This window comes from Geomonas propionica (assembly GCF_016458235.1).
Classification (GTDB): Bacteria; Desulfobacterota; Desulfuromonadia; order Geobacterales; family Geobacteraceae; genus Geomonas; species Geomonas propionica.
In genome coordinates this window covers 280,193-302,733 of the sequence record NZ_JAEMHK010000001.1, presented here as the reverse complement: position 1 = coordinate 302,733, position 22,541 = coordinate 280,193, and the positions used below count along the sequence as shown (strand labels likewise).

The following is a 22,541-nucleotide window of genomic DNA, read 5'->3' as shown; positions in this document are numbered from 1 at the left end:
AGTGCGCATGGCTGCCCGGAAGGGAAATAACCTCCTGGAGCAAGCGTTACGTGTTGCCCAGAGTTCCGGCCGCTCGCACCAGGGCCGGCTCCGCGGCCTGCTCCGCCTGGCTGCCCGCACCCCGGGCATAGCCTCGGCTGCCCTGTTTCTTCCCGATTCTACAGAACCCGCTCTCAGCGAATGTTTCAGCTCGCTGCTCTCCGGAGCCACCCGCGCCTGCCTGATCCCCTACGGACAGGGGTGCGCCGGCCGCGCCGCCACCGAGCTGCGCGAGATTTACGGCACCTCGGTCGACCTGCACCCCGAAGAACGCGGCAGCGGCGAAGCCGGCCAGTTCGTCGCCATCCCGATCCTGGACGGCACCGGGTTGGCCGCCATCCTTGCCCTCGCCTGCCCCGATCCCGAACTCCCTGCCGAAAGCCTGGCGCTTTGCCGCCAGTTGGTCCCCGTCTTCTCGCTCACCCTTTCCGGCCTGGCAGTCGAGCAGGAGGCCCACAAGGCCCGTCGCGACCTGGCGCTGGTCTCATCGCTGGGCCGGTTACTCGAGGCGCCCGCCGGAGCCGGCATCCTGCTGCCGCAAGTGGTCAGGCTCTGTACCGGATCAGGTATCGCCGGCTGTGCCGTGATCCGGCTCGCGCCCAAAGGGCGCAGCAACCGTGGCAGGGTGTACAAAGGGTGCCACAGCAGCGTTAGGAGAGAGTTGACTGCGCTGCTCGAGTTCGAGCAGAGACTCTCGGCGCGCGCCCTTGCCGCCGGCGCCACCCGTACCGATAAGCTCGCCCTGCCGGGATCGTGCCGCTACGCACTGTGCACCCCGCTTAACTGCAACGGCCAGACGCTCGGCGCACTCTCCCTCTTTGGCGGGGTCGACCTCTTGGCAGCCGGACAGGCTGAACTCGCCGAGACCGTGGCCCGTCTGGTCGCCGGCGCCCTCACCGAGGCAATCTGCGAGGAGCGGGTAGCCAGCTTCGACACCGAAAACGAGAAGAAGCTTAAAGAACTCTCCCTGCTCTACCGGCTGAGCAACACCATGCTCTCCACCATCAAGCTGAACAAGCTGATCCACCTGACCCTTACCGCCCTCACCTCCGGCCCCACCCCCTTCTTCGATCGCGCCATGCTCTTCTTGGCCAACGAGCGTTCCGGGTCGCTGGTGGGGATGCTGGGGGTCACCTCCGAGAACGCCCCTCCCCTCTCCATGCCGCCGGGGGGAGGTGACGACCTCCTCTCCAGCCGTTGGGACATCACCGAGGACGAGATGGCGGCCCAGCGGGATTCCGAGTTCTCACGGCAGGTGCAGGGCAAGCGGTTGGAGCTGGACCCGACCCTGAACATCGCGTCCCAGGCCGTGCTCGAGAAGCGGCTGATCTACATCCCCGAGGAAACCGGCATCGGTTCCGACGCGTCCGCGGTATCTCGCACCGCGCTGGCCGCCTCCCCTCTCATCGCCCACGGCCAGACCGTCGGGGTGGTGTTGGTGGACAACGCGCTCACCCTCTCGCCGATCACCCAAGAGCGCTTGCGCTTTTTGCAGCTTTTCACCAACCAGGCCGGGATGGCGATCGAGAACTCGATACTTTACAACAGGATCGAGGATGCGCACCGACAGCTGAGCGAAGCCCAGGAGAGCCTGCTCCAGAAGGAGCGGCTGGCCGCCATAGGCGAGATGGCTGCCGGCATCGCGCACGAGTTGAAGGGGCCGTTGGTGTCGATCGGCGGCTTTGCCGGTCGTCTGGCACGCAAGCTTCCCCCCGAAAGTAACGAGTGGGCCAGCGCCGATTTGATCGTGCGGGAAGTGGTGCGCCTGGAAGGAATCCTCTCCGAGATCCTGCTCTTCTCGAAGAAGACCACCATCTGCTATACCCGTTGCAACATCGTGGACATCGTCAAGGAAACCTTGGCCATGACCGCGCCCACCGCCGAGGAGAAGCAGATCGAGATCAGCACCAAGTTCCCGCGCCAGCGCCAGGTCCTCCTGGGCGACTGTCAGCAGTTGAAGCAGGTGTTTCTCAACCTCATCCAGAATTCGCTCGAGGCCATGACCCCGGGGGGGCAGCTGTCGATCCAGGCACACCCCGGCGAATTGGACGGCAAGGAAGCCATTTCGATCAAGATAGTCGATACCGGCGGCGGCATTCCGCTCGAGCAGTTGAACAACATCTTCACCCCGTTCTTCACCACCAAGCAGAGTGGCACCGGCCTCGGGCTTCCCATCGCCAACCGCATCATCACCAACCACGGCGGCAAGATCCACGTCACCAACCACCCCGGCGTCGGCGCCGAATTCCGCATCGTCCTCCCCAAACACTGGTAATACCCGGCCCCATCTCGCAGATTCCCGGTTGACAACGTATCATTCAATGATACATCATGGCAATGGCCTGGACCGTCACGGACAGCCGCAAGGCATTAAAACTTCGCCAAAAAGCGCCTGAACGGGTGAAGGCTATATTAGACGCCCTCGTCCTGTGCGCGGGGACTGGCCCAACTACTCGAAACTGTCTGGCGAGGTCCACCATTGCCATCTGAAAAAGGGGCAACCGACTTTTGTTGCAGTATGGCGGGTCGAAGATTATGAAGTACAGATAGTGGAGATAACTTATGTTGGCACGCACGAAAAAGCACCCTACTGAGAGCATCCGAATTACAGGCACTCCTGAAGTCATAGGTCGTATGCGGAAATTTGCGCAGAAATTCGGCGCAGAAATCATTGAGTCCGCAGAGAGCGTCGGTACTTCCGAGGTTTCACCTGAACTGGATACGAACCCTTCGGGGGTGTACCTGCGCGGGATCCGCCTGCGTGAAGATCTGACCCAGGAGGCCTTAGCCAACTTGACCGGTATCTCGCGCTCCAACATCAGCGCAATGGAACACGGCAAGCGCCCAATCGGCAAGGAAACGGCAAAGAAACTCGCGGCAGCCCTCAATTGTGAGTACCGCAGGTTTCTCTAAGGCCGAGCCACTCTAAACCGCTCCTCCCCTTCTCATACATACCCGGTATCCTCCCGGGTACTATGGCACCAAAAAGATCGTACTTGTCAGCATCGCCCTCAAGCTCTATCCTCCCTCAAACCCAGTGCCGCCGTTGCGGCGACTGCGATTCAATAACCAACTCTGGAACAGGAGGCGTACGTGAAAGTCATCGGAATCAATGGCAGCCCCAGGAAACAATGGAATACGGCGCAGGTGCTGCAAAAGGCGTTGGACGGGGCGGCGGCCCAAGGGGCGGAGACGGAACTGATCCACCTCTACGACATCGACTTCAAGGGATGCACGAGCTGCTTCGCCTGTAAGCTGAAGGGGGGCAAGAGCTACGGCACGTGCGCCATGCGTGACGGCCTGACGCCGGTCCTCGAAAAGATCGCCCAGGCCGACGGGCTGGTGCTCGGCTCGCCGGTCTACTTCGGCAGGGCGACGGGCGAGATGTGTTCCTTCCTGGAGCGGCTGCTGTTCCAGTACTTCGTTTACTCGCAGCCGCCGGCTTCGCTGTTCGACAAACAGATGCGCACCGCGTTCATCTACACCATGAACGTGCCGGAAACCCTGATGCAGGAGGCCAACTACGCCGTCCACATGGGCGGCAACGAAAACTACCTGCGCCGGATCTTCGGTGAGTGCGAGACGCTTTGCTGCAACGAGACCGTTCAGTTCGACGACTACGACAAATACGTCTTCAATTACTTCGATCCGCAGCAGCGCCGGGAAAGACACGGTGTGCTCTTCCCGGAAAACTGCCGGAAGGCCTTCGAACTCGGCAGGCGGCTGGTCCCGGCCTAGCCCTTGGCCGAAGGCGTCGGCACCCGCACCAAATGAAAAGGCACCTGCATCCACTGATGCGGGTGCCTTTTTTTGTCATAGGGATTATGCCAAGCTTTCCAGAGGATGAGACTACCTCAAGTTTCTTCCTCACTTGTCCGATACCAGTCACATGATAATTGAACAGGGAGGGCTCGTATGCCTATTGTGACTTGGGACGGAACTCTGGCGGTCGGACACGACATGATTGACCAACACCATGAACACCTGCTGGAACTGCTCAACAAAACTTACGACGAGTTTTGCGAGCAAAAGTCGAAGCAGGGCCTGGAAGCGGTGCTGGATGAACTGATCGACTACGCGACCTATCACTTCGGCCAAGAAGAGCTCCTCATGGAACAGACAGACTTCCCCGGCAAGGAGGAGCACCTGCGGGAACATGCCTATTTCGCCCGCAGGGTCGGGGAGATCCAGAAGGACATACTCGCCGGCACGGGGCACCTCTCGCTGGAGGTCATCTCGTTTCTCAGGAACTGGCTGGTGAACCACATCTCTCAGAAAGACACCCTGGTGGGTAACCATGCCAATGCACGGCAGGGCAAACCGGTGATCATCGACCTCCATTGACTGCCGCTGGTCCAGCTCATCTCTTATGACTCTCCCGTCCGGCCGGCCGTGATCGAACCACGGGCGGCTGCCCTCGAATTCCTTCAAGTTCTCGATGATGTTTCCGATACGCTGTGACTAGCGGCAGGTACGGAAACCGTTCATCGCACGCGGGATTTGTCGCAGCAAAGGTGGCCAGAATGGTCCCCTTTCCAATGGGTAGAAGCCATGCGCAAACTGATCGGCCGATTGCCGATACGAAAAAAATTGATGCTGATCCTGCTGATCGCCAGCGGCTTCACGCTGGTGCTCGTCTCGCTCACCTTCGTGGTCGGCACCTTCGTCTTGTCCCGCATCGGGATGCACCAGGAACTCTCCACCCTCGCCTCCATTGTCGGACATAACAGCTCCGCGGCGCTCGCCTTCGGGGACAAGAAGGACGCCCAGCGCACGCTGCAGTTCCTCGAGGACAAGAAGTACATCCTGGAGGCGTACGTCCTCGCCGAGGATTGGCAGCCGTTCGCCTCCTATCATGCCCCGGGGGGTGCGCCGCAGGCGAAGTCGGGCAAGGCCCTGGCCCTCGAGGCCGCGGGGGGCGACCTCTGGGACGTGGACGGCGACATGGTGGTCAGTTCCAAGATCGTCCTCGAGGGACAGCAGTTGGGTACCGTCGTGATCCGGGCCGATTACCGGGAGGTCAACTCCAAGCTGATCTGGGTGCTATCAGGCGCCATCCTGGCGATGCTCGGCAGCCTGTTCTGCTCGTACCTGGTTTCCCTAAGGTTGCAGGGGGTGGTCTCCGCTCCGATCGTGCAGCTCGCTCGCACCATGGAGGGGGTATCCCGGGACCAGGACTACGCGGTCCGGGTCGAAAAGAGGGGCGACGACGAGTTGGGCGCCCTCATGGAAGGTTTCAACGAGATGCTGGGGCAGATTCAGACCCGTGACCGCGAGCTTGCCAGCTACCGGGACCAGTTGGAGCAAAAAGTGGCGCAGCGCACCCAGGAGTTGGAGCTGACGGTGACCGAGCTGCAGCGGGCCATGGAGGCCGCGCAGCTGGCAAGCCGCGCCAAGAGCCAGTTCCTGGCCAACATGAGCCACGAAATCCGCACGCCCATGAACGGGATGCTGGGGATGACGGAACTCCTGATGGCAACCAGACTGGACGAACAGCAAAGCCGCTTCGTCTCCTCAGTGCGCCGCTCGGGCGAGGCCCTGCTCAGCATCATCAACGACATCCTGGATTTCTCGAAGATCGAGGCCGGTAAACTCGAACTCGAGGCGACCTCGTTCAACCTGCAGGACACGGTGGCCGACGTGGTGGAGCTGCTGGCCGAAACGGCACACCGCAAGGGGCTGGAGATCATCGCGCTGGTGGAAAACGACGTCCCCCCGGTCTTGGTAGGGGACCAGGTACGGGTGCACCAGGTGCTGATGAACCTGGTTGGGAACGCGGTCAAGTTCACCGACCGTGGCGAGGTGGTGATCCGGGGAACCCTCGCGGAGGAACGCGGCGAGGAGGTGCTGGTACGGCTCGAGGTGGCTGACACGGGCATCGGTATCCCCCCGCAAGGCAGGGAACGCATCTTCGAGGGGTTTTCCCAGGCGGACAACTCGACCACCCGCAAGTACGGCGGGACCGGCCTGGGACTCACCATCGCCCGGCAACTGGTGGAGCTCATGGGCGGGGATATCGGCGTGGATAGCGAACCCGGCATAGGCTCGACTTTCCGTTTCACTCTGAAACTGCACCGCGAGGCCTTGCAACGGGGCGAAGGCCCCGACCGGACCTCCCTGGGCGGGTACCGGGCCATCATCGTCGACGACAACTCGACGAATCTGAGCATCATGCACCACGAGCTGCACGCCTGGGGCATCAACGCCGACATGGCCGACAACGGCGCGACGGCTCTCCAGCTGATGCGCCGCGCGGCTGAGGAGACGGCGCGCCACGACTTCGCGATACTCGACATGCAGATGCCGGGCATGAACGGCATCGAACTGGCGCGGGCCATTAAATCGGACCCGGAATTGGTCCAGACCAAGCTCCTCATGGTGACCTCGGTGGGGCAGTACGGCGACGAGAAGGATGCGATCAGGGCCGGCATCGGGTGCTACCTCAGCAAGCCGGTGCGCCAGTCCCGACTCTACAACGCCATCATCGATCTCCTGGGGGTGGGGATGAGCCGTGCCGCACAACCGCAGACCGGCGCGGAACAGGGGCCGGCTGTCGCACTGTCGGCGGCGGTGCTCCTGGTGGAGGACAACCCCGTGAACCAAGACGTGGCCACCGCCATGCTGGAGGCGTCCGGCTGCCGGGTCAGCGTGGCCAACAACGGCGCGGAAGCCCTGGACGACGTGGCGCAACGCGACTTCGACCTCATTTTCATGGACTGCCAGATGCCCATCATGGACGGCTACGCCGCCACCCGCGCCATCCGGGAGCGGGAGAGGACGGCACCTGAGGGGAAACGCCGCACCATAATCGCACTGACCGCCCACGCCATGCGCGGCGACCGCGAGCAGTGCTTCGCCGCCGGTATGGACGACTACCTGACCAAGCCCTTCACGCAGGCCCAGATGGTCGCCATGCTGCAGCGTTGGATCACGGCGCCGCCTCCCTGCCGCGAGGAACAAACGATGCCCGGCGCGGAGGAGCCTGTCTCAACCGGCGGTGCGGCGGCGGCCGACGACCACAGCGACGTCGATCCGTCCCTCCTGGACGAGATCCGCGCCTTGCAGCTCCCGGGCAAGCCGGACCTGCTGGCCAAGGTGGTTGGGTCATTCATGAAGTCGAGCCCGCTGTTGGTGGCGTCGATGCGGGAGGGACTGGCTGCGGGGGACCCGCAGGGGGTGCGGCAGGCAGCGCACACCTTGAAATCAAGCAGCGCTTCCCTGGGATGCCTGGGGCTCTCCGACACCTGCCGGCTGCTGGAACTCTTGACGGTGGAGGGGACGCTGGAGGGGGCCGAGCCCCTTTTGCGGCAGATCGAGGCGCGGCACCAAAAGGCGGTAGAGTACCTCGCGACACTGCCGGGGCTATGGGGATAACACATGGAGGAGATGACGGCGAAAATGGATGCGTACCTGAGCGACGAGGAGAACGAACTGCGCCCCGAGCTGGTGCTGGTCGTCGACGACGACGAGATGATGCGGGACCTGGCCGTGGCGGCCCTGGAACAGGCAGGGTTCTTCGTCGCCGAGGCGGAGAACGGGGTGGTCGCCCTGGAGCAGTTCCGGCAGTTGCAGCCCGACATCGTCCTGCTCGACGTGATGATGCCGGAGATGGACGGCTTCGCGACCTGCCGCGCCCTGCGCGCCCTCCCCGCCGGCGGCGACGTTCCGGTCCTCATGATGACCGGCCTGCATGATACCGCCGCCATCGAGCAGGCCTACCACGCCGGGGCCACCGATTTCGTCACCAAGCCGATCCAGTGGGCCATTCTGCGGCACCGGGTCCGCTACATGCTCCGCTCCAGCAAGGCCATGCGCGACCTCAGGGTGAGCGAGGCGCGGCTCAGCAACGCCCACCGCATCGCGCACATGGGAAGCTGGGAGTGGGACGTCCTCAACGACAAGTTCTACTGGTCCCACGAGATCTGCAACATATTCACCGTGGACCCGGATGGATTCGACTCCTCCTACTCGGCCTTTCTGAGCACCATCCACCCGCTGGACAAAGAGCTCTTCAACAAGGCCTTCGACGACGCGTGCGCTTACCAGCGGCCCATCAGCCTTGACCACCAGATCCTGCTCCCGCGCGGGGACGAGCGCTACTGCCACACCGAGGGCGAGGTCGGCCTTGACGAGGGCGGCCGGGCAGTGCACATCTACGGCACCATCCAGGACATCACCGAGAGGAAGCGGATCGAAGACCAAGTCCGCTCCCTCGCCTACTACGACAGCATCACCGGGCTCCCCAACCGGGTCCTCTTCGGCGAACTTTTGGAGCGGGCACTCACCTTCGCGCGCCGCTACCGCAAGAAGGTAGCGGTCCTCTTCCTGGACCTGGACCGTTTCAAGGAGATCAACGACACCCTGGGGCACGCCGTCGGCGACAACCTGCTGAGAGAGGTGTCCGAGCGCCTGAAGCACTGCATCCGCGGTTACGACTCGGTCTGGCAGGGCGTCGGGGCGACGGAAGGGACCCCGGTGGCCCGGCTGGGGGGGGATGAGTTCACCGTGATCATGGAGGACATCCAGGACAGCAACGGGGTGATCGCGGCCTCGCAGCGCATCCTGCAGCTCCTCTCGGACCCGTTCCTCCTGGACGAGGTGGAGATCTGCGTCTCCGCCAGCATCGGCATCAGCATCTTCCCGGACGACGGCGAGGACGCCATGACCCTGGTGCGTAACGCCGACACCGCCATGTACCACGCCAAGCGGGAGGGGCGCAACAACGCCCAGTTCTTCATGCAGGCCCTGAACGACGCCGCCTGCGAACGGCTCCTCCTGGAGCGGCAGCTCAGGAAGGCGCTCGCCAACGAGGAGTTCGTGCTCCACTACCAGCCGCAGATCGATGCCGTCAGCGGCAGCATCATCGGGCTGGAGGCGCTGATCCGCTGGCAGAGCCCGGAACTCGGCTTCGTCCCCCCCGCGAGCTTCATCCCCTTTGCCGAGGAGAGCGGGCAGATCATGCTGATCGACGAATGGGTGGTGCATGCCGCATGCCGCCAGGTCGCCGGCTGGCTCGCCGAAGGGATCGCCCCCCCCAAGGTGGCGGTGAACCTCTCCGGCTGCCACTTCCTCAAGAAGAGCCTGGTGGAGATGGTGGCCGAGTGCCTGCAGAACTTCGCCCTTGAGGGGCGCCACCTCGAGGTGGAACTCACCGAAGGGGTGATCATGCGCGACGTGGAGCAGGCCACCGCCACGCTCGCAGAACTGAAATGCATGGGGGTGACGGTCTCCATCGACGACTTCGGCACCGGCTATTCTTCCCTGAGCTACCTCAGGCGCTTCCCCATCGACACCCTGAAGATCGACCGCTCCTTCATCACCGGCGTGACCAAGGATCCCGACGGCGCCGCCATCACCACCGCCATCATCTCCATGGCCACCAGCATGAGGCTGGAGATCGTGGCCGAAGGGGTGGAGACCCGCGAGCAGATGGCCTTTCTGCTGGCGCACGGCTGCTCCGTGATGCAGGGGTACCTCTTCTGCCGCCCGGTCCCCCCGGACGAGGTGACCCGCTTCCTGCGCGACGGCCTCCCCATGCCGGAGTAGGGAGTTGCGCTTAGGGGACTGGCTCCGCAGGTGCCGGTCCCCCTTTCCTGTCCTTGGTCCCCCCGAGGGGGAGGCAGCTGTAAGGCCAACAGTTGCAATCCGCGTAAAATGTCTTACCCTTTCCCGAGAATTCAACCTGAGCAGGAGGAACTATGCCTAAAGTTACTTTCAAGGGAAACCCGGTGACACTGGTGGGGCCGGAACTGAAGGTGGGAGATGCCGCTCCCAATTTCGCCGTGGTGGACAACTCTCTCAACCAGGTGACCCTGGCGACCTATGAGGGAAAAGTGAAGATCATCAGCGCGGTTCCTTCACTGGACACGCCGGTCTGTGACACAGAGACCAGGCGCTTCAACCAGGAAGCGGCCGGACTTCCTGGCAACGTCGTCGTTTTGACCATCAGCGCCGACCTCCCCTTCGCCCAGAAGAGGTGGTGCGGGGCCGCCGGCATCGACAAGGTGGTCACCCTCTCCGACTACCGCGACCGCTCCTTTGCGCTTGCCTACGGGGTGCTGATCGAGGAACTGAAGCTCCTGGCGCGCGCCATCTTCGTCATCGACCAGAAGAACGTGATCCGCCACATCCACTTCGTCCCCGAGGTGACCCACGAGCCGGACTACGCCGCAGTGCTCGCGGCGGCGAAGCAACTGGGTTAGTCCGACACCGGTATAAATGTCGAAGGCGCCCGCAGCTAAAGCCGCGGGCGCCTTTTTTACTGTCGCGGCGCGTCGGTTATCGTCTTGATTTTACTGGACGCGGTGCACAGGTTGATAGTAAAAGGGTGGTCATGGAAACCAGAACCGTTCCCACCACGCTGCAGATCAGCTACCTGCTGGCGGTGCTCGCCGTCTTCACGGTGCTGCATTTCCACCTGCTGCCCGCGGTTTTCGCCGGGCTGGCAGTGTACGCGCTCACCGCGAAGCTGGCGCTCAAGCTCCCGGTACGCTGGGGGACCCTGACCCAGAAGGTCGCGCTGGCGGGGATCATCCTGTTCGTGATTGGACTCGTGTCGGCGATCTGCCTGGGGCTGTGGTCCTTTTTGCGCGGGCACCACGGCATGTCCAACCTGCTCGGCACCGCCGCGGAAACGCTGGACAACCTGAAGCGGAACCTGCCCGAGGACCTGACCGCGCTGCTGCCGGACACGGTGGACGAATTGCGCGAGCAGATCGTGACCATGCTGCGCGAGCACGGCAAGAACATCTCTTCGGTCGGGATGTCGGGGGTGAAGACCTTCGCCCACCTGGTGCTGGGCATGGTGGTGGGGAGCCTGGCGGTGCTGCACCGATTCAACAGGGAGGAGGGGTTCCCCCCCCTGGCCGGCCACCTGCACGACCGGCTCCTGAACCTGGCCAGCGCCTTCGACAAGGTGGTGTTCGCCCAGGTGAAGATCTCGCTTTTGAACACGGCCCTGACCGCGCTGTACCTGGCGGTGATCCTCCCCCTGTGCGGGGTGCAGCTCCCCATGGTGACGCTTTTGATCCTGCTCACCTTCATCGCCGGACTGCTCCCGGTAGTGGGGAACCTCATCTCCAACTTCACCATCGTGCTGATCAGCCTCGGGGTCTCCCCCATGGTCGGCCTCGCCTCGCTCGCCTTCCTGGTGCTGATCCACAAGCTCGAGTACTTCACCAACGCCCGCATCGTCGGGAGCGAGGTGAAGGCGAGCGTCTGGGAGCTTCTCACCGCCATGCTGGTCATGGAAGCGATCTTCGGCATGGCCGGCCTGGTCGCCGCCCCGGTGGTCTACGCCTGGCTCAAGGCGGAACTGAAGGCGTACCGGCTGGTGTGAGCCGTGTCCTTGGCCAAAGGGTCCGCCCGTAGTATCATTTCCGGCATGGTCGATAAGCCCCCCCCACAACGTCATCCCGCTCCACGTTTTGTCCCCGGCAACGGCACGTCACTTCTCCGCACCCTCCACGGCACATCAAACCGGCACCGTTCGCCGCTCCTCCCGTCGTGGCTCGCCTGCGCGCTGCTCCTGGCCGTTCTCTGCCTGGTCGGCGTATGCCCCCCGGCCGGGGCCTCCCCCTCTGCCACCCTGTATTACTTCTGGGGAGAGGGTTGCCCGCACTGCGCCGAGGCTAAGCCCTTTTTGGAGCAGCTGCGGCGCCGCTACCCTGGGCTGCAGGTAGAAGCGACGGAGGTGCTGAGGCACCGGGAGAACATCCCGCGCCTGATGCGGATGGCCAGGGAGCGGGGCCGGGAGGCGACCGGGGTGCCGGTCTTCATCATCGGGACACACTACTTCAGCGGGTTCTCGCAAGGGACTCCGGCGCAGCTGGAAGAGGCGGTCAAGGAGGCGTTGCAGCCAGCGGCACCGCGCCTCCTGCCGCCCCACGCCGCCGCGCCCGGGGCGGCACCGCTCACCGTACCGGGTGTGGGCGAGATCGACCCGCGGCGCTCCCTCACCGCCTTCACCCTGGTGCTTGCCTGCCTGGACAGCTTCAACCCGTGTGCCTTCTTCGTCCTCTTCTTTCTCTTGAGCCTTCTGGTCCACGCCCACTCCCGGCGCCGCATGTTGCTCATCGGCGGCGTTTTCGTATTCGTCTCCGGGCTTTTGTACTTCCTCTTTCTGGCCGCCTGGCTGAACCTGTTCCTGGTCGCGGGGACGCTCCCCGCCGTCACCACGGCCGCCGGTATCCTGGCGCTCCTCATCGGCCTGGTCAACGTGAAGGACTTCTTCCTGTTCCAGCGGGGAATTACCCTCGGCATCCCGGCGGGGAAGAAACCCGAACTCTTCGCCCGAATGCGGCGGCTTTTGAAGGCGGAGTCCCTGCCGTCGCTTCTGGCCGGGACCGGGGTGCTGGCCCTTGCCGCCAACAGCTACGAGCTCTTGTGCACTGCCGGCTTCCCCATGGTCTTCACTCGCGCTCTCACGCTGCACCGGCTCACCGCGGCGGGGTACTACTTCTACCTCGCGCTGTACTGCCTGGTCTACGTGGTGCCGTTGGCGCTGATCGTGGCGCTCTTCACCGCGACGCTAGGGGGGAGCAAACTGAGCGAATGGCAGGGGCGGGTGCTGAAGCTGGTTTCAGGGCTGATGATGCTGGGTCTCGGCGGGGTGCTGCTGGTGAGGCCGGCGCTGTTAAACGACGCGGCCGTCTCGGGTCTGCTCCTCGTGGCGACCCTGGCGGTCGCGGGGGTGCTCGCCCTGTGCTCGCGGCGGGCTCGGCCCGGAAGGGGAGCCGGCACGGGGGGCTAGCCGGTGGCAAAGTGACCGGTGAGGGTGGATTTGATCTTCTCGCCCAGGCTCGCCATGTCGAAGGGCTTCTGGATAAAGTTGACCCGGCCGTGGTCCACCCCTTTGTCCAAGAGGGTCTCCGGGGCATACCCGGACATGTAGATGACCTTCAGGTCCGGCCGCAGGGCGAGGATACCTTCCACCGCATCCCTGCCGCTCGCCCCCGGGAGCATCACGTCCGACAGCACCACGTCGATTGCGTGCTCCTCCCGACACAACTCCAGCGCCTCGGTCGAATCCGCCGCCAGCAGCACGCGATACCCCATGTGCTCCAGCATCTTGAGGGTCATCCTCCCAACGATCTCGTCGTCCTCCACCACCAACACCGTGCCGCTCGCCTGCCCCGCCGGCACCGCCTTCAATTCATGAACCCGGTCCTGGAACCGGGGGAGGCAGACCCTGAAGGTGGTGCCCACCCCGCGCTCGCTCTCCACCGTGACAAAGCCGCCGTTTTGGGTCACCATGCCGTACACCGTCGCCAGCCCCAGGCCGCTTCCCTGCCCCACCTCCCGGGTGGTGAAGAAGGGCTCGAAGACGCGCCGGCAGGTCTCGCGGTCCATGCCGTGCCCGGAGTCCGTGATGGCGATCTCGAGGTACTCCCCCGGTGCCGCGTCGATGTTGGCGCTGCAGATCTCCTCCCCGACCGTCACGTTGCCGGTGCGGATGACGAGGTCCCCTCCGTCGGGCATGGCGGCGCCGGCGTTAGTGACAATGTTGGCGACGATCTCTTCGAATTGGGCCGGGTCTATCCGCACCGGCCACGGCTCCCGGCACAGCTTCAGCGCGAGGTGCGTGCCCCCGCCGGCCAGGTGCGACACCTTGCGCGCCAGCTCCCCCAACTCCTGGTTCACATCGACAGTCTTGGGAGCGATGAGCTGCTGCCGCGAGAAGCAGAGGAGCTGTGCCGTGAGGTCGCGGCAGCGTTGCGCCGCCTTGCAGATCTCCTTCAGGTTGTCCCCGATGTGTCGGTGGCCCTGGTATTCCATCGCCAGCATCTCGGCGTAGCCTATGATCACCGAGAGCATGTTGTTGAACTCGTGCGCCACCCCCCCCGCCAGGCGCCCGACCGACTCCATCTTGATCGCCTGCCTGAGTTTGTCCTCCAGGAGCTTCTGCTCGGTGATGTCGTTGATGATCATGCCGCAGTAGCCCGGCTTGGGGCGGAAGAGCCAGACCTGGCAGCATTTGCCGTTGAAGAAGTAGCGCTCCAGGGCGAGCGGCGTCCCCTCGCTGGCCAACCTTCCCAGGCTCTCCAGTTGGGACGGCTCGAAACCCGGGAGCAGCTCCAGCATGGTGCGCCCCACCAGTTCCTCCTCATTCCTGCCGGTGAAGGCCTCGAAAGCGGGATTCACCTCGACGAAGCTGAAGTCGGCGGGGGTTCCCATCGGCCCCAGCAGCATCTTCAGGAGGGCGAAACCATTGCCCATGTTCTCGAACAGCAGCCGGTACTTGTCCTCACTCTCCTTGAGGTGGCGGTAAACGGTGCGGGCGGAAACGATGGCCATGGCGCAGACGTTGGCGGCACTGGCGGCGAGGTTCAGGTACCTCTCCAGGTACTGGGGCGTGGCGAAGTGACCCGCCCACAGCCATCCCACCAGCCCGTTGTGGCTCAGGCGCACGAGGAATCCGGTGAGGTCACCCGCCACCTCGAAGCCTCCCTGCACCTGCGCGGCGAACCGGCGCAGCCTCTGGTCTTCGGTGACCGCCTCACCGTGACGGTACAGCGGGGCGCCGTTGCCGGGGATGAAGGCGAGCTCGCCGGCCCCGAAGAGCATGGCGAACAGGGACAGAAGTTCCTCGACCACCCGCTGTTCACCGCTGCTGCTGGACAGCTTGGAGAGCAGATCCAGCAACAGCGCGTAATCGGAGGCCGATGCGGGCGGGGCCTCCCCTTGCCGCGCTTGCTGCCGTGCCAGGTCGTCGTACGCCCTTTGCAGCTGCAGGCTCAACAGCTCCAGGCCTACCGGGACCGACTGCACCGGCCGCTGCACGAAGGCGCCGAACTCCTCAAGGAAGCGCGGGGTGTCCGGGGAACTGCCGGTATCGAGCAGGGTGATCCTGGCACAGCTCTCCGCGAAGAAGTCGGCCCCGGTACTCTCGTCGAAGCCCCACCCCTCCACGAAGGTGCGCCAGCGACCGAGCCACCCCGGGGTAACCAAGTAGCCGCCGGCGGCGGTGAGCCTGTCGAAGGTGTAGTCGCCACAGATGAGGGCGGCGCAGTGCCGCTTCTTCAAAAGCTGGACGCGGCGCAGGTCGTTCGGTGGGGGGCCCAGGTGCCCCAGACACTCGCCCCCCACGACGATGGCCGGGGAGCCGCCGCACAGGCGCCGCAGGTCGTCCCAGGAAACCGGGGGACGACCGCAGCACCCGGTGAAGGTGGTGCACTCCGCGGCGCCCAGACATACCCCGGCCAGGGCGCTTTTCACATCCGCCCCGAGGGCCTCGCAGCAGTAGATACGCGTGATGGCCATGGTCACCCCCTCCCGCCGGCCAGGGGGTAACGGCCGTATTCCCGCGCCGCCTGCCCGATCAGCTCCAGGGTCGTTTCAGGCACCTGCCAGGGGATCTCGCCATGCTGATCGGAGAGGACGAAGCCGCCGCCGGAGGCCCCAGCCTCGATAGCCCCCTGCACCGCCGCGACCGTAGCGGCCTCGTCCCAGCTGCGCATCTGGACGCCGTTGAGGTTCCCCAGCACCGCCAGGCGCCCGCGGCAGGCCGCCTTCACCGCCGCGAGTTCCTCCTCGCCACCCACGCCGATCATATTGGTGCCGGTGTCAACCAGGTCGTCGATGACCTGCAGACAGGGGCCCGAGGCCAGGTGAGTGGCGGTCGGACCCGCTATGGCGGCTATGGCCTTTTGGGCCGCGGGGCGGCCGAAGCGGCGGTACAGGGCGGGGTCGATCATTTTGTGCGAGGCGAGCGGATCGAAATAGCAGATGGCGTGGGCCCCGGCGGTGAGCTGGGCGTTGGCCCACTCCGCGCAGAAGGCGCCGTTGATCTCCATGAGCCGCTGCATGAGGTCGGGGCGGTCGAAGATGAGGTCGAGGTAGTGGTCGAAGCCGAGCTGCATCACCGGCAGCGAGAAGGGAGACATGACAACGCCGATGATGGGGACGCTGTCGCCGACCGCCTGCCTCAGGGCGCGCTGCGCTTCCAGTACCCTCGCGAGCCCCAGCACATCTGCTATCCGCGGCGGGGTGAGCGAGGCAATGGTCTCGGCCTTGAGCGGCGGGGGACCCGCGTTGGGAGGGCCGTCCTCCCTGAAGATGGTGCTTCCCCCCCATGCCTCCGCTTCCAGTGAGGCATGGAAGAACGCGTAGATGCAGTCGTGCCCGTAGCGCTTGAGCATGCGCAACTGCCCCTGCACCACGTGTTCGGGTTTGGAAAAGTACTCCTCGATAGTGAGCCCGAGCTCGCGGGCGCCGTGCAGGGAAAGGAGCAGGAACAGGGGCACCCGGTCCGGCTCCCGGTGCGACAGGGTGGTGAGAACACGCTCCATGCTGGTCATGACTCCCCCTCCCTGAGCTGGGCCAGTGCGGGCAGCACCTGCGATGCCGTATCACAGCTCAGGTCCGCCCCCACCTCGCGGTGCAGCGCCGGGTCGAGCCGAAAGGGAGCGCCTCCCACCACGATGCGGCACGTTATCCCGAGCCGGTCCAAGGCGTCGCGCACCTCGCGCACCTTGAGGGCGGAGGGGAGCATCAACGCCGAGATCAACAGTACCCGCACCCCGTCCCGCTGCACGCGCCGGACCAGCTCCTGCACATTTACCGTGCCGTAATCGAGGTACGGGATGCCGGCCCCCTTGAGCACGAAACCCACCAGACGCTTGCCCAGCAGGTGGTAGTCCTCGAGCACCGCCAGCGCCACCCGCCGGCGTTCCTGCGCCGATCCGGAACGCCCCCCGAGCACCTCTTCCATGAACTCCTCGCACAGGCGCCCGCTCATGTAAACGTGTGAGAGGGCAAGCTCGCCGCGGTCCCACTTCTCGCCGATGACGGCAAGGGCCGGTGCGATGACCTGTTCGCAGAAACTCAAAGGGGAGAGGCCGGAATCGGCATGGATGCGCTGTATGGCCAGCCGGTCCATGCCGACCAGGGCGGATTCCAGCAGCAGCACGGGGGAAGCGTCATGATAATCGGCGGCGTCGCCGGAATAGCAGGAGGTGGCCATGTATTTCTCCAGATAGCAACTTGTGCACGGGGTACGACAAGCAGATCCAGTCCATACAGCTTCAACATAAGGAGAATCGAAGGAGGCGGTTCGGTTAGGAGTAAAACTTACACCTCCTTCAGATATTAGTCCACTGCAATGTCTCAATTTATGACTGGCATGCTGATCTTTTGACTGTTTTCTTGTCTGTTTGTGACTGCAATCACCATCACTGTGACAGTCATCGGTGAAGCCTCCCTGCTGGCGAAAAAGCCCGCGATTGACTGCAGCGCTCAAAACATTATTATTTCCCAATCTTTGCCGGGAGGTGGGATCCATGGGCGCTTTTGACATCGTGGTCGTGGGAGCGGGCATTTCCGGGTCGACACTGGCGGAGCGCTACGCCGTGCGGGGGTCGCGGGTGCTGGTGCTGGAGAAGCGGCACCATATCGGCGGGAACTGCTACGACAGCTTCGACGACCACGGCATCCTGGTCTCCAACTACGGCGCCCACCTGTTCCACACCGAGTACGAGGACGTCTGGCGCTACGTGAACCGCTTTGCGCAGTGGCACCCCTATGAGCACCGCGTGCTGGCCCGGGTGGACGGCAAGCTGGTGCCGATCCCGGTCAACATCACCACGGTCAATTCGGTGTTCGGGCTCACCATGCAAAGCCAAGCCGAGATGCAGCGCTTTCTGGACCGGGTCCAGGTGCAGCACCCAGCCCCCAGAAACGGCGAAGAGGCGGCGCTGGCGCGGGTGGGGCACGTGCTCTACGAAAAGATGTTCAAGCACTACACCAAGAAACAATGGAACAAGTACCCGCACGAACTGGACGCCTCGGTGCTGCAGAGGATCCCCATCCGCACCAACTTCGACGACCGCTACTTCAGCGACCGCTACCAGGCGCTCCCCCTCGAGGGGTACACCAAGCTCTTCGAGAAGATGCTCGCCCACCCCAACATCGAGGTGCGCCTGAACACGGACTACTTCGACGTGAGAGACAGCGCCGAGGTGCGCGGCTGCGGCAAGCTCTTCTATGCCGGCCCCATCGACCGCTTCTTCGACTACCGGCACTCCCGGCACCGGAAGCTGCAGTGGCGCTCCATCCACTTCGAGTGGATCACCCTGGACCAGGAGTTCTTCCAGGAGAACTCGGTGATCAACTATCCCGACCCCGCCGATGGCGAGTTCACCCGCATCGTCGAGTACAAGCACTTCACCCGCCAGAAACACGACAAGACCACCATTTCCCGCGAGTACACCACCGACGAGGGGGATCCCTACTACCCGGTGCCCAACCCGGAAAACGACGCCATCTACCGGCGCTACCAGGAGGAGGCGGACCGCCTCGCCAACGTGCACTTCGTCGGGCGCCTGGCCAACTACAGGTACTTCAACATGGACCAGGCCTTCAAGAACGCCCTCGACCTCTTCCACGGCCTGGAGGGGGATGACGGCAACCTGTTGTAAATCGTCGCCTCCCTGCTAGTCTTGGCGGGTGAATTTTTTTTAATCCTTCATCGAGGCATGGCGCATGGAATACCCCCGCCCGCTACTGCAGCGCCCGGAATGGCTCTCCCTGAATGGCCCCTGGCGCTTCACCTTCGATGTCGACGGGCGCTACGGCATCCCGTCCGACATCGAGACCTGGCCCCTCACCATCGAGGTCCCCTTCGCCCCGGAAGCCAGCGCCTCCGGCATCGGCGACACCGGCTTTCACAAGGTCTGCTGGTACCAGCGCGACTTCGAGTTCCGCCCCGAGCCGGGCAAGAAGGTGCTGCTGCACTTCGGCGCCGTCGACTACTTAGCCCATGTCTGGGTCAACGACATGCTGGTGGCGCGGCACCGGGGCGGCTTCACCCCCTTCAGCGCCGACATCGGCCACCTGCTCGTTCCTTCCGGCAACCAGCGCGTCACGGTGCGGGTGGAGGACGATCCCGAGGACCTGGAGAAGCCGCGCGGCAAGCAGGACTGGCGCCCGGAGCCGCACGCGATCTGGTACTACCGCACCACCGGCATCTGGCAGACGGTCTGGCTGGAGCAGGTACCACAGACCTACGTGCGCCGGATCCGCTGGTCGCCGCACCTGGAGCGCTGGGAGATCGGCTTCGAAGCCTTCATCCTGGGGCCGATCGCGGACGAGCTCGAGGTACAAATACGCCTCTCCAGTGACGGCGACCTCCTGGTCGAGGACCGCTATCGGGTGATCCGGGGGGAGGTGCACCGCAGGATCGCCCTTTCCGACCCCGGCATCGACGACTTCAGAAACGACCTGCTGTGGTCCCCCGAGCACCCGCGCCTGATCGACGCCGAGATAAAGCTCCTGAAGGGGGGGGAGGTGATCGACAACATCACCTCCTACACGGCGCTACGCTCCGCCAAGGTGCACCGGGATCGCTTCCTCCTGAACGGTCGGCTCTACCCCCTGAAACTAGTGCTGGACCAGGGGTACTGGCCCGACACCCTGATGACTCCCCCCTCATCCGAGGCGGCCCGGCGCGATGTGGAGCTCGCCAAGGCGATGGGTTTCAACGGGGTCAGAAAGCACCAAAAGCTCGAGGACCCGCGCTACCTCTACTGGGCGGACCGGCTCGGCCTCGTGGTCTGGGCCGAGATGCCGTCGGCCTTCCGCTTCACCACCCGCGCCGTCAAGCGCCTGATGCGGGAGTGGACCGAGGCGATCGAGCGCGACTTCAGCCACCCCTGCGTCATCGTCTGGGTCCCGTTCAACGAATCATGGGGGGTCCCCGACCTCACCGCCACCCAGGCCCACCGCGACGCGGTGCACGCCTTCTACCACCTCACCAAGACGCTCGACCCGGACCGCCCGGTGATCGGCAACGACGGCTGGGAAAGCTCGGCGACCGACATCATCGGCATCCACGACTACGACAACAACCCGCAGACGCTCAGGGAGCGCTACGGCCCGCAGGTGAAGCCGGACGAGCTCTTCGACCGGCGCCGCCCGGGAGGGCGCATCCTGACCCTGGACGGCTACCCGCACCGGGGGCAGCCCATCATCCTCACCGAGTTCGGCGGGGTCGCCTACGTGAACCCCGAGGACGAGTCGCACCGGGGCACCTGGGGGTACTTCAGGCACAACACCCTGGAGGATTTCGAGAAGCTGGTGCTCGCCCTGATCGACGTCGCCCGGGGCACCGCCATGTTCAGCGGCTTCTGCTACACCCAGTTCGCCGACACCTTCCAGGAAGCCAACGGCCTCCTCTACCCCGACCGGACCCCCAAGATCCCGCTGGAGAAAGTCGCCGAGGCGGTGCGGGGACAGGTCGAGGAGGGGGCTCTGCACTGGGAAAGCACCTAGCGAAAAACCCACCGACCACATCCCCTCAGGCCGCAGCCTAAGAAAAGGGACCGACGCCATGCTCTACAGGGAAGAAATGAAGAAGCCGGACGGACGCAGCCTCACCCTCTACGGCCGCACCCCGATCCGGATCGAGGGGGAGGCCCCGAGCCCGAACCGGGAGCCTCTGCAGGCCAACCCGCACCTGCGCTGGCATCCCCTGAGGGGGGAATGGGTCGCCTATGCGAGCTACCGCCAGGGGCGCACCTTCATGCCCCCGCCGGAGTACAACCCGCTCGCCCCCACCCGCGACCCGGAGAACCCGACCGAACTCCCCCAAGGGGAGTACCAGGTGGCGGTGTTCGACAACCGCTTCCCCTCCCTCGCCCCGGCGGCGCACGACCCGCCGCGGGAGGCGGTGAAGACCGCGCCGGCCCGGGGCAAGTGCGAGGTGGTGGTCTTCACCAAGGACCCCTCCGCCTCGCTCGCCTCGCTTCCCCTGGACCACATCGAGCTCCTCATGGAGGTGTGGGGGGACCGGGTGGCCGTCCTCGGCAGCGACAAGTGCATCAAGTACGTGCTCCCCTTCGAGAACAAGGGGGTCGAGGTCGGGGTTACCCTGCACCACCCGCACGGACAGATCTACGCCTATCCCTTCGTCCCGCCGGTCCCCGCCCGCATGCAGGCCGAGGAACTGCTCCACTACCGGGAGACCGGGCGCCCCCTGCTCGAGGAACTGATCGAGGGGGAGGTCGCCTCGGGGGCGCGCATCCTCTATGCGGGGGCGCACGCCGTCTCCTTCGTCCCCCCCTGCGCCCGCTACCCCTACGAGGTGTGGGTGGCGCCGCGCCGTGCGGTCCCGGGGTTCGACCGGCTGGAACCGGCGGTGCGCGCCGACCTGGCACGTGCGCTCAAGACCACGCTTCTTAAATATGACGGCCTGTGGCAGCGCCCCTTCCCCTACCTGATGGCGTGGTACGGCGCACCCACCGACGGCAAGGACCACCCCGAGAGCCACCTGCACGCCGAGTTTTATCCCCCTTACCGCTCCAGCGACCGGCTCAAGTACCTGGCCGGGACCGAGCTCGCTGCCGGGATGTTCGCCAACGACGCCCTCCCCGAGGAGAAGGCGCGGGAACTGAAAAACGTGGAGGTCATGCTATGAACGACGCCATCCGCGCGGCCGAAGCGGCAGAAAAGGTGCGGCTGATTCGGGAAACTCTCTGCCCGGACATGGCGGTGCGCCTGAAAGGGATCGACTGGTTCGCCTGGATCACCGCGGGCGGCTCCAACGAGGTGCTCCTCGCCGCGGAAACCGGGATCGCCGAGGTGCTGATCACCCCGGAAGGCGCTTTCGTGGTAACCAACGAGATCGAGGCGCAGCGCTTGGCCGACGAACAGCTGCCCGATGGCTTCGAGCTCCGGGTGCTCCCCTGGGCCTATCCCTCGCAGATCGAAGTGCTTTTGCGCGAACTTGCGCACGGCCTGCCGGTCTGCTCCGACCGACCCGACGAGGGGGAGCACGAGCTCCCCGCCCCTCTCCTGGCCGCCAAGCGGGTGCTCACCCCGGGCGAGATCCAGCGCTACCGTTCGGTCGGGCTTCTCGCCACGCAGGCGATGACCGAGGTGCTTACCCAGGCCCAGCCGCAGTGGAGCGAGCGGGAGCTGGCGGGGGCGGGGGCGAGGGCCCTCTTGTCGCGCGGTCTTGCCCCGGCGCTGATCCTCGCCGCCGGGGAGCGGCGCGGCAAGCTGTACCGCCACCCCCTCCCGAACGACGAGCCCCTAGGGCGCAACGCCATGCTCGTCTTCTGCGCCCGGGGCTTCGGCCTCTACGCCAACCTGACCCGCTTCGTCGCCTTCGGCCCCCTCACGGAAGAGGAGCAGGAGCGGCACCGGCTGGTGCGCGAGATCGAGGCGCGAGCCCTCTCTCTGTCCCGCCCCAGCGAGCAGTTGCACGAGATCTACCGCGAGTTGAGCTACGCCTATGCCGGATTCGGCTTCGGCGAGGCAATCCACGAACACCACCAGGGGGGAATCACCGGGTACCTGTCACGCGAGGCGATCGCGGGACCGGAAAGCCAGGAGGTACTGCAGGCAGGGATGGCGGTGGCGTGGAACCCGAGTCTCCCCGGCGCCAAGATTGAGGACACCTTCCTGATCACCGATACCGGCCTTTTGAACCTCACCCTCGACCCGGTCTGGCCCACGACCCCCGTGGCCGGTCTGGAGCGGCCGCTGATCTGGCAGGGGTAAAG

Annotated in this window: 16 protein-coding genes; 13 read left to right on the top strand and 3 right to left on the bottom strand. The window is 64.8% G+C overall.

Annotation, left to right across the window (positions count from 1 at the left end):
- The first annotated feature begins 7 nt into the window (after window positions 1-7).
- The 9 genes from JFN90_RS01340 (at window position 8) to JFN90_RS01300 (ending at window position 12,790) form a co-directional block, all read left to right on the top strand.
- Window positions 8-2,314 (top strand): two-component system sensor histidine kinase NtrB, encoded by a 2,307-nt coding sequence (locus JFN90_RS01340; protein ID WP_199393302.1) that lies wholly within the window; start codon window positions 8-10, stop codon window positions 2,312-2,314.
- A gap of 287 nt (window positions 2,315-2,601) precedes the next feature.
- A complete protein-coding gene (locus tag JFN90_RS01335; RefSeq protein ID WP_199393301.1) occupies window positions 2,602-2,952 on the top strand; it encodes a helix-turn-helix domain-containing protein in 351 nt (116 codons plus the stop codon).
- A 180-nt stretch (window positions 2,953-3,132) separates the two neighbouring features.
- A complete protein-coding gene (locus JFN90_RS01330; RefSeq protein ID WP_199393300.1) occupies window positions 3,133-3,777 on the top strand; it encodes a flavodoxin family protein in 645 nt (214 codons plus the stop codon).
- 177 nt (window positions 3,778-3,954) lie between these two features.
- Window positions 3,955-4,383, top strand: coding sequence for a bacteriohemerythrin (locus JFN90_RS01325; RefSeq protein ID WP_199393299.1), 429 nt, complete (start codon window positions 3,955-3,957; stop codon window positions 4,381-4,383).
- 249 nt (window positions 4,384-4,632) lie between these two features.
- Window positions 4,633-7,413, top strand: coding sequence for a response regulator (locus tag JFN90_RS01320; protein ID WP_199393298.1), 2,781 nt, complete (start codon window positions 4,633-4,635; stop codon window positions 7,411-7,413).
- A gap of 24 nt (window positions 7,414-7,437) precedes the next feature.
- Window positions 7,438-9,585, top strand: a complete 2,148-nt coding sequence (locus tag JFN90_RS01315) for a putative bifunctional diguanylate cyclase/phosphodiesterase (RefSeq protein ID WP_199393297.1) — start codon at window positions 7,438-7,440, stop codon at window positions 9,583-9,585.
- 152 nt (window positions 9,586-9,737) lie between these two features.
- Window positions 9,738-10,241 (top strand): thiol peroxidase, encoded by a 504-nt coding sequence (gene tpx / locus JFN90_RS01310; protein WP_199393296.1) that lies wholly within the window; start codon window positions 9,738-9,740, stop codon window positions 10,239-10,241.
- A gap of 131 nt (window positions 10,242-10,372) precedes the next feature.
- Window positions 10,373-11,377, top strand: coding sequence for an AI-2E family transporter (locus JFN90_RS01305; RefSeq protein WP_199393295.1), 1,005 nt, complete (start codon window positions 10,373-10,375; stop codon window positions 11,375-11,377).
- Between the two features lie 3 nt (window positions 11,378-11,380).
- Window positions 11,381-12,790 (top strand): glutaredoxin family protein, encoded by a 1,410-nt coding sequence (locus JFN90_RS01300; protein ID WP_199393294.1) that lies wholly within the window; start codon window positions 11,381-11,383, stop codon window positions 12,788-12,790.
- Here JFN90_RS01300 and JFN90_RS01295 read toward each other — a convergent pair.
- From JFN90_RS01295 to JFN90_RS01285, 3 genes are read right to left on the bottom strand one after another with little or no spacing between them, the layout of a single operon-like run.
- Entirely contained in the window at window positions 12,787-15,300 is a 2,514-nt protein-coding gene (locus JFN90_RS01295) for a response regulator (protein WP_199393293.1), read from the bottom strand. The two genes, JFN90_RS01300 and JFN90_RS01295, sit on opposite strands and share 4 nt — an antisense overlap.
- Before the next feature lie 2 nt (window positions 15,301-15,302).
- Entirely contained in the window at window positions 15,303-16,337 is a 1,035-nt protein-coding gene (locus JFN90_RS01290; RefSeq protein WP_199393292.1) for a uroporphyrinogen decarboxylase family protein, read from the bottom strand.
- Complete coding sequence (locus JFN90_RS01285) at window positions 16,334-17,002, bottom strand: cobalamin B12-binding domain-containing protein (RefSeq protein WP_199393291.1); 669 nt, start codon at window positions 17,000-17,002, stop codon at window positions 16,334-16,336. Before JFN90_RS01285 ends, JFN90_RS01290 begins: the two co-directional genes overlap by 4 nt.
- Window positions 17,003-17,318: 316 nt before the next feature.
- Here JFN90_RS01285 and glf point away from each other — a divergent pair, with 316 nt between their 5' ends.
- The 4 genes from glf (at window position 17,319) to JFN90_RS01265 (ending at window position 22,539) form a co-directional block, all read left to right on the top strand.
- Window positions 17,319-18,455 carry a UDP-galactopyranose mutase gene (glf, locus tag JFN90_RS01280; RefSeq protein ID WP_199393290.1) on the top strand — a complete coding sequence of 379 codons (1,137 nt, stop codon included), beginning with the start codon at window positions 17,319-17,321 and terminating at the stop codon, window positions 18,453-18,455.
- Between the two features lie 64 nt (window positions 18,456-18,519).
- The gene (locus tag JFN90_RS01275) at window positions 18,520-20,307 is read left to right on the top strand and encodes a glycoside hydrolase family 2 protein (protein ID WP_199393289.1); all 1,788 of its coding nucleotides are present in this window, start codon (window positions 18,520-18,522) and stop codon (window positions 20,305-20,307) included.
- A gap of 58 nt (window positions 20,308-20,365) precedes the next feature.
- Entirely contained in the window at window positions 20,366-21,451 is a 1,086-nt protein-coding gene (galT, locus tag JFN90_RS01270; RefSeq protein ID WP_199393288.1) for a galactose-1-phosphate uridylyltransferase, read from the top strand.
- Window positions 21,448-22,539 (top strand): M24 family metallopeptidase, encoded by a 1,092-nt coding sequence (locus JFN90_RS01265; RefSeq protein ID WP_199393287.1) that lies wholly within the window; start codon window positions 21,448-21,450, stop codon window positions 22,537-22,539. Before galT ends, JFN90_RS01265 begins: the two co-directional genes overlap by 4 nt.
- Window positions 22,540-22,541 lie beyond the last annotated feature (2 nt).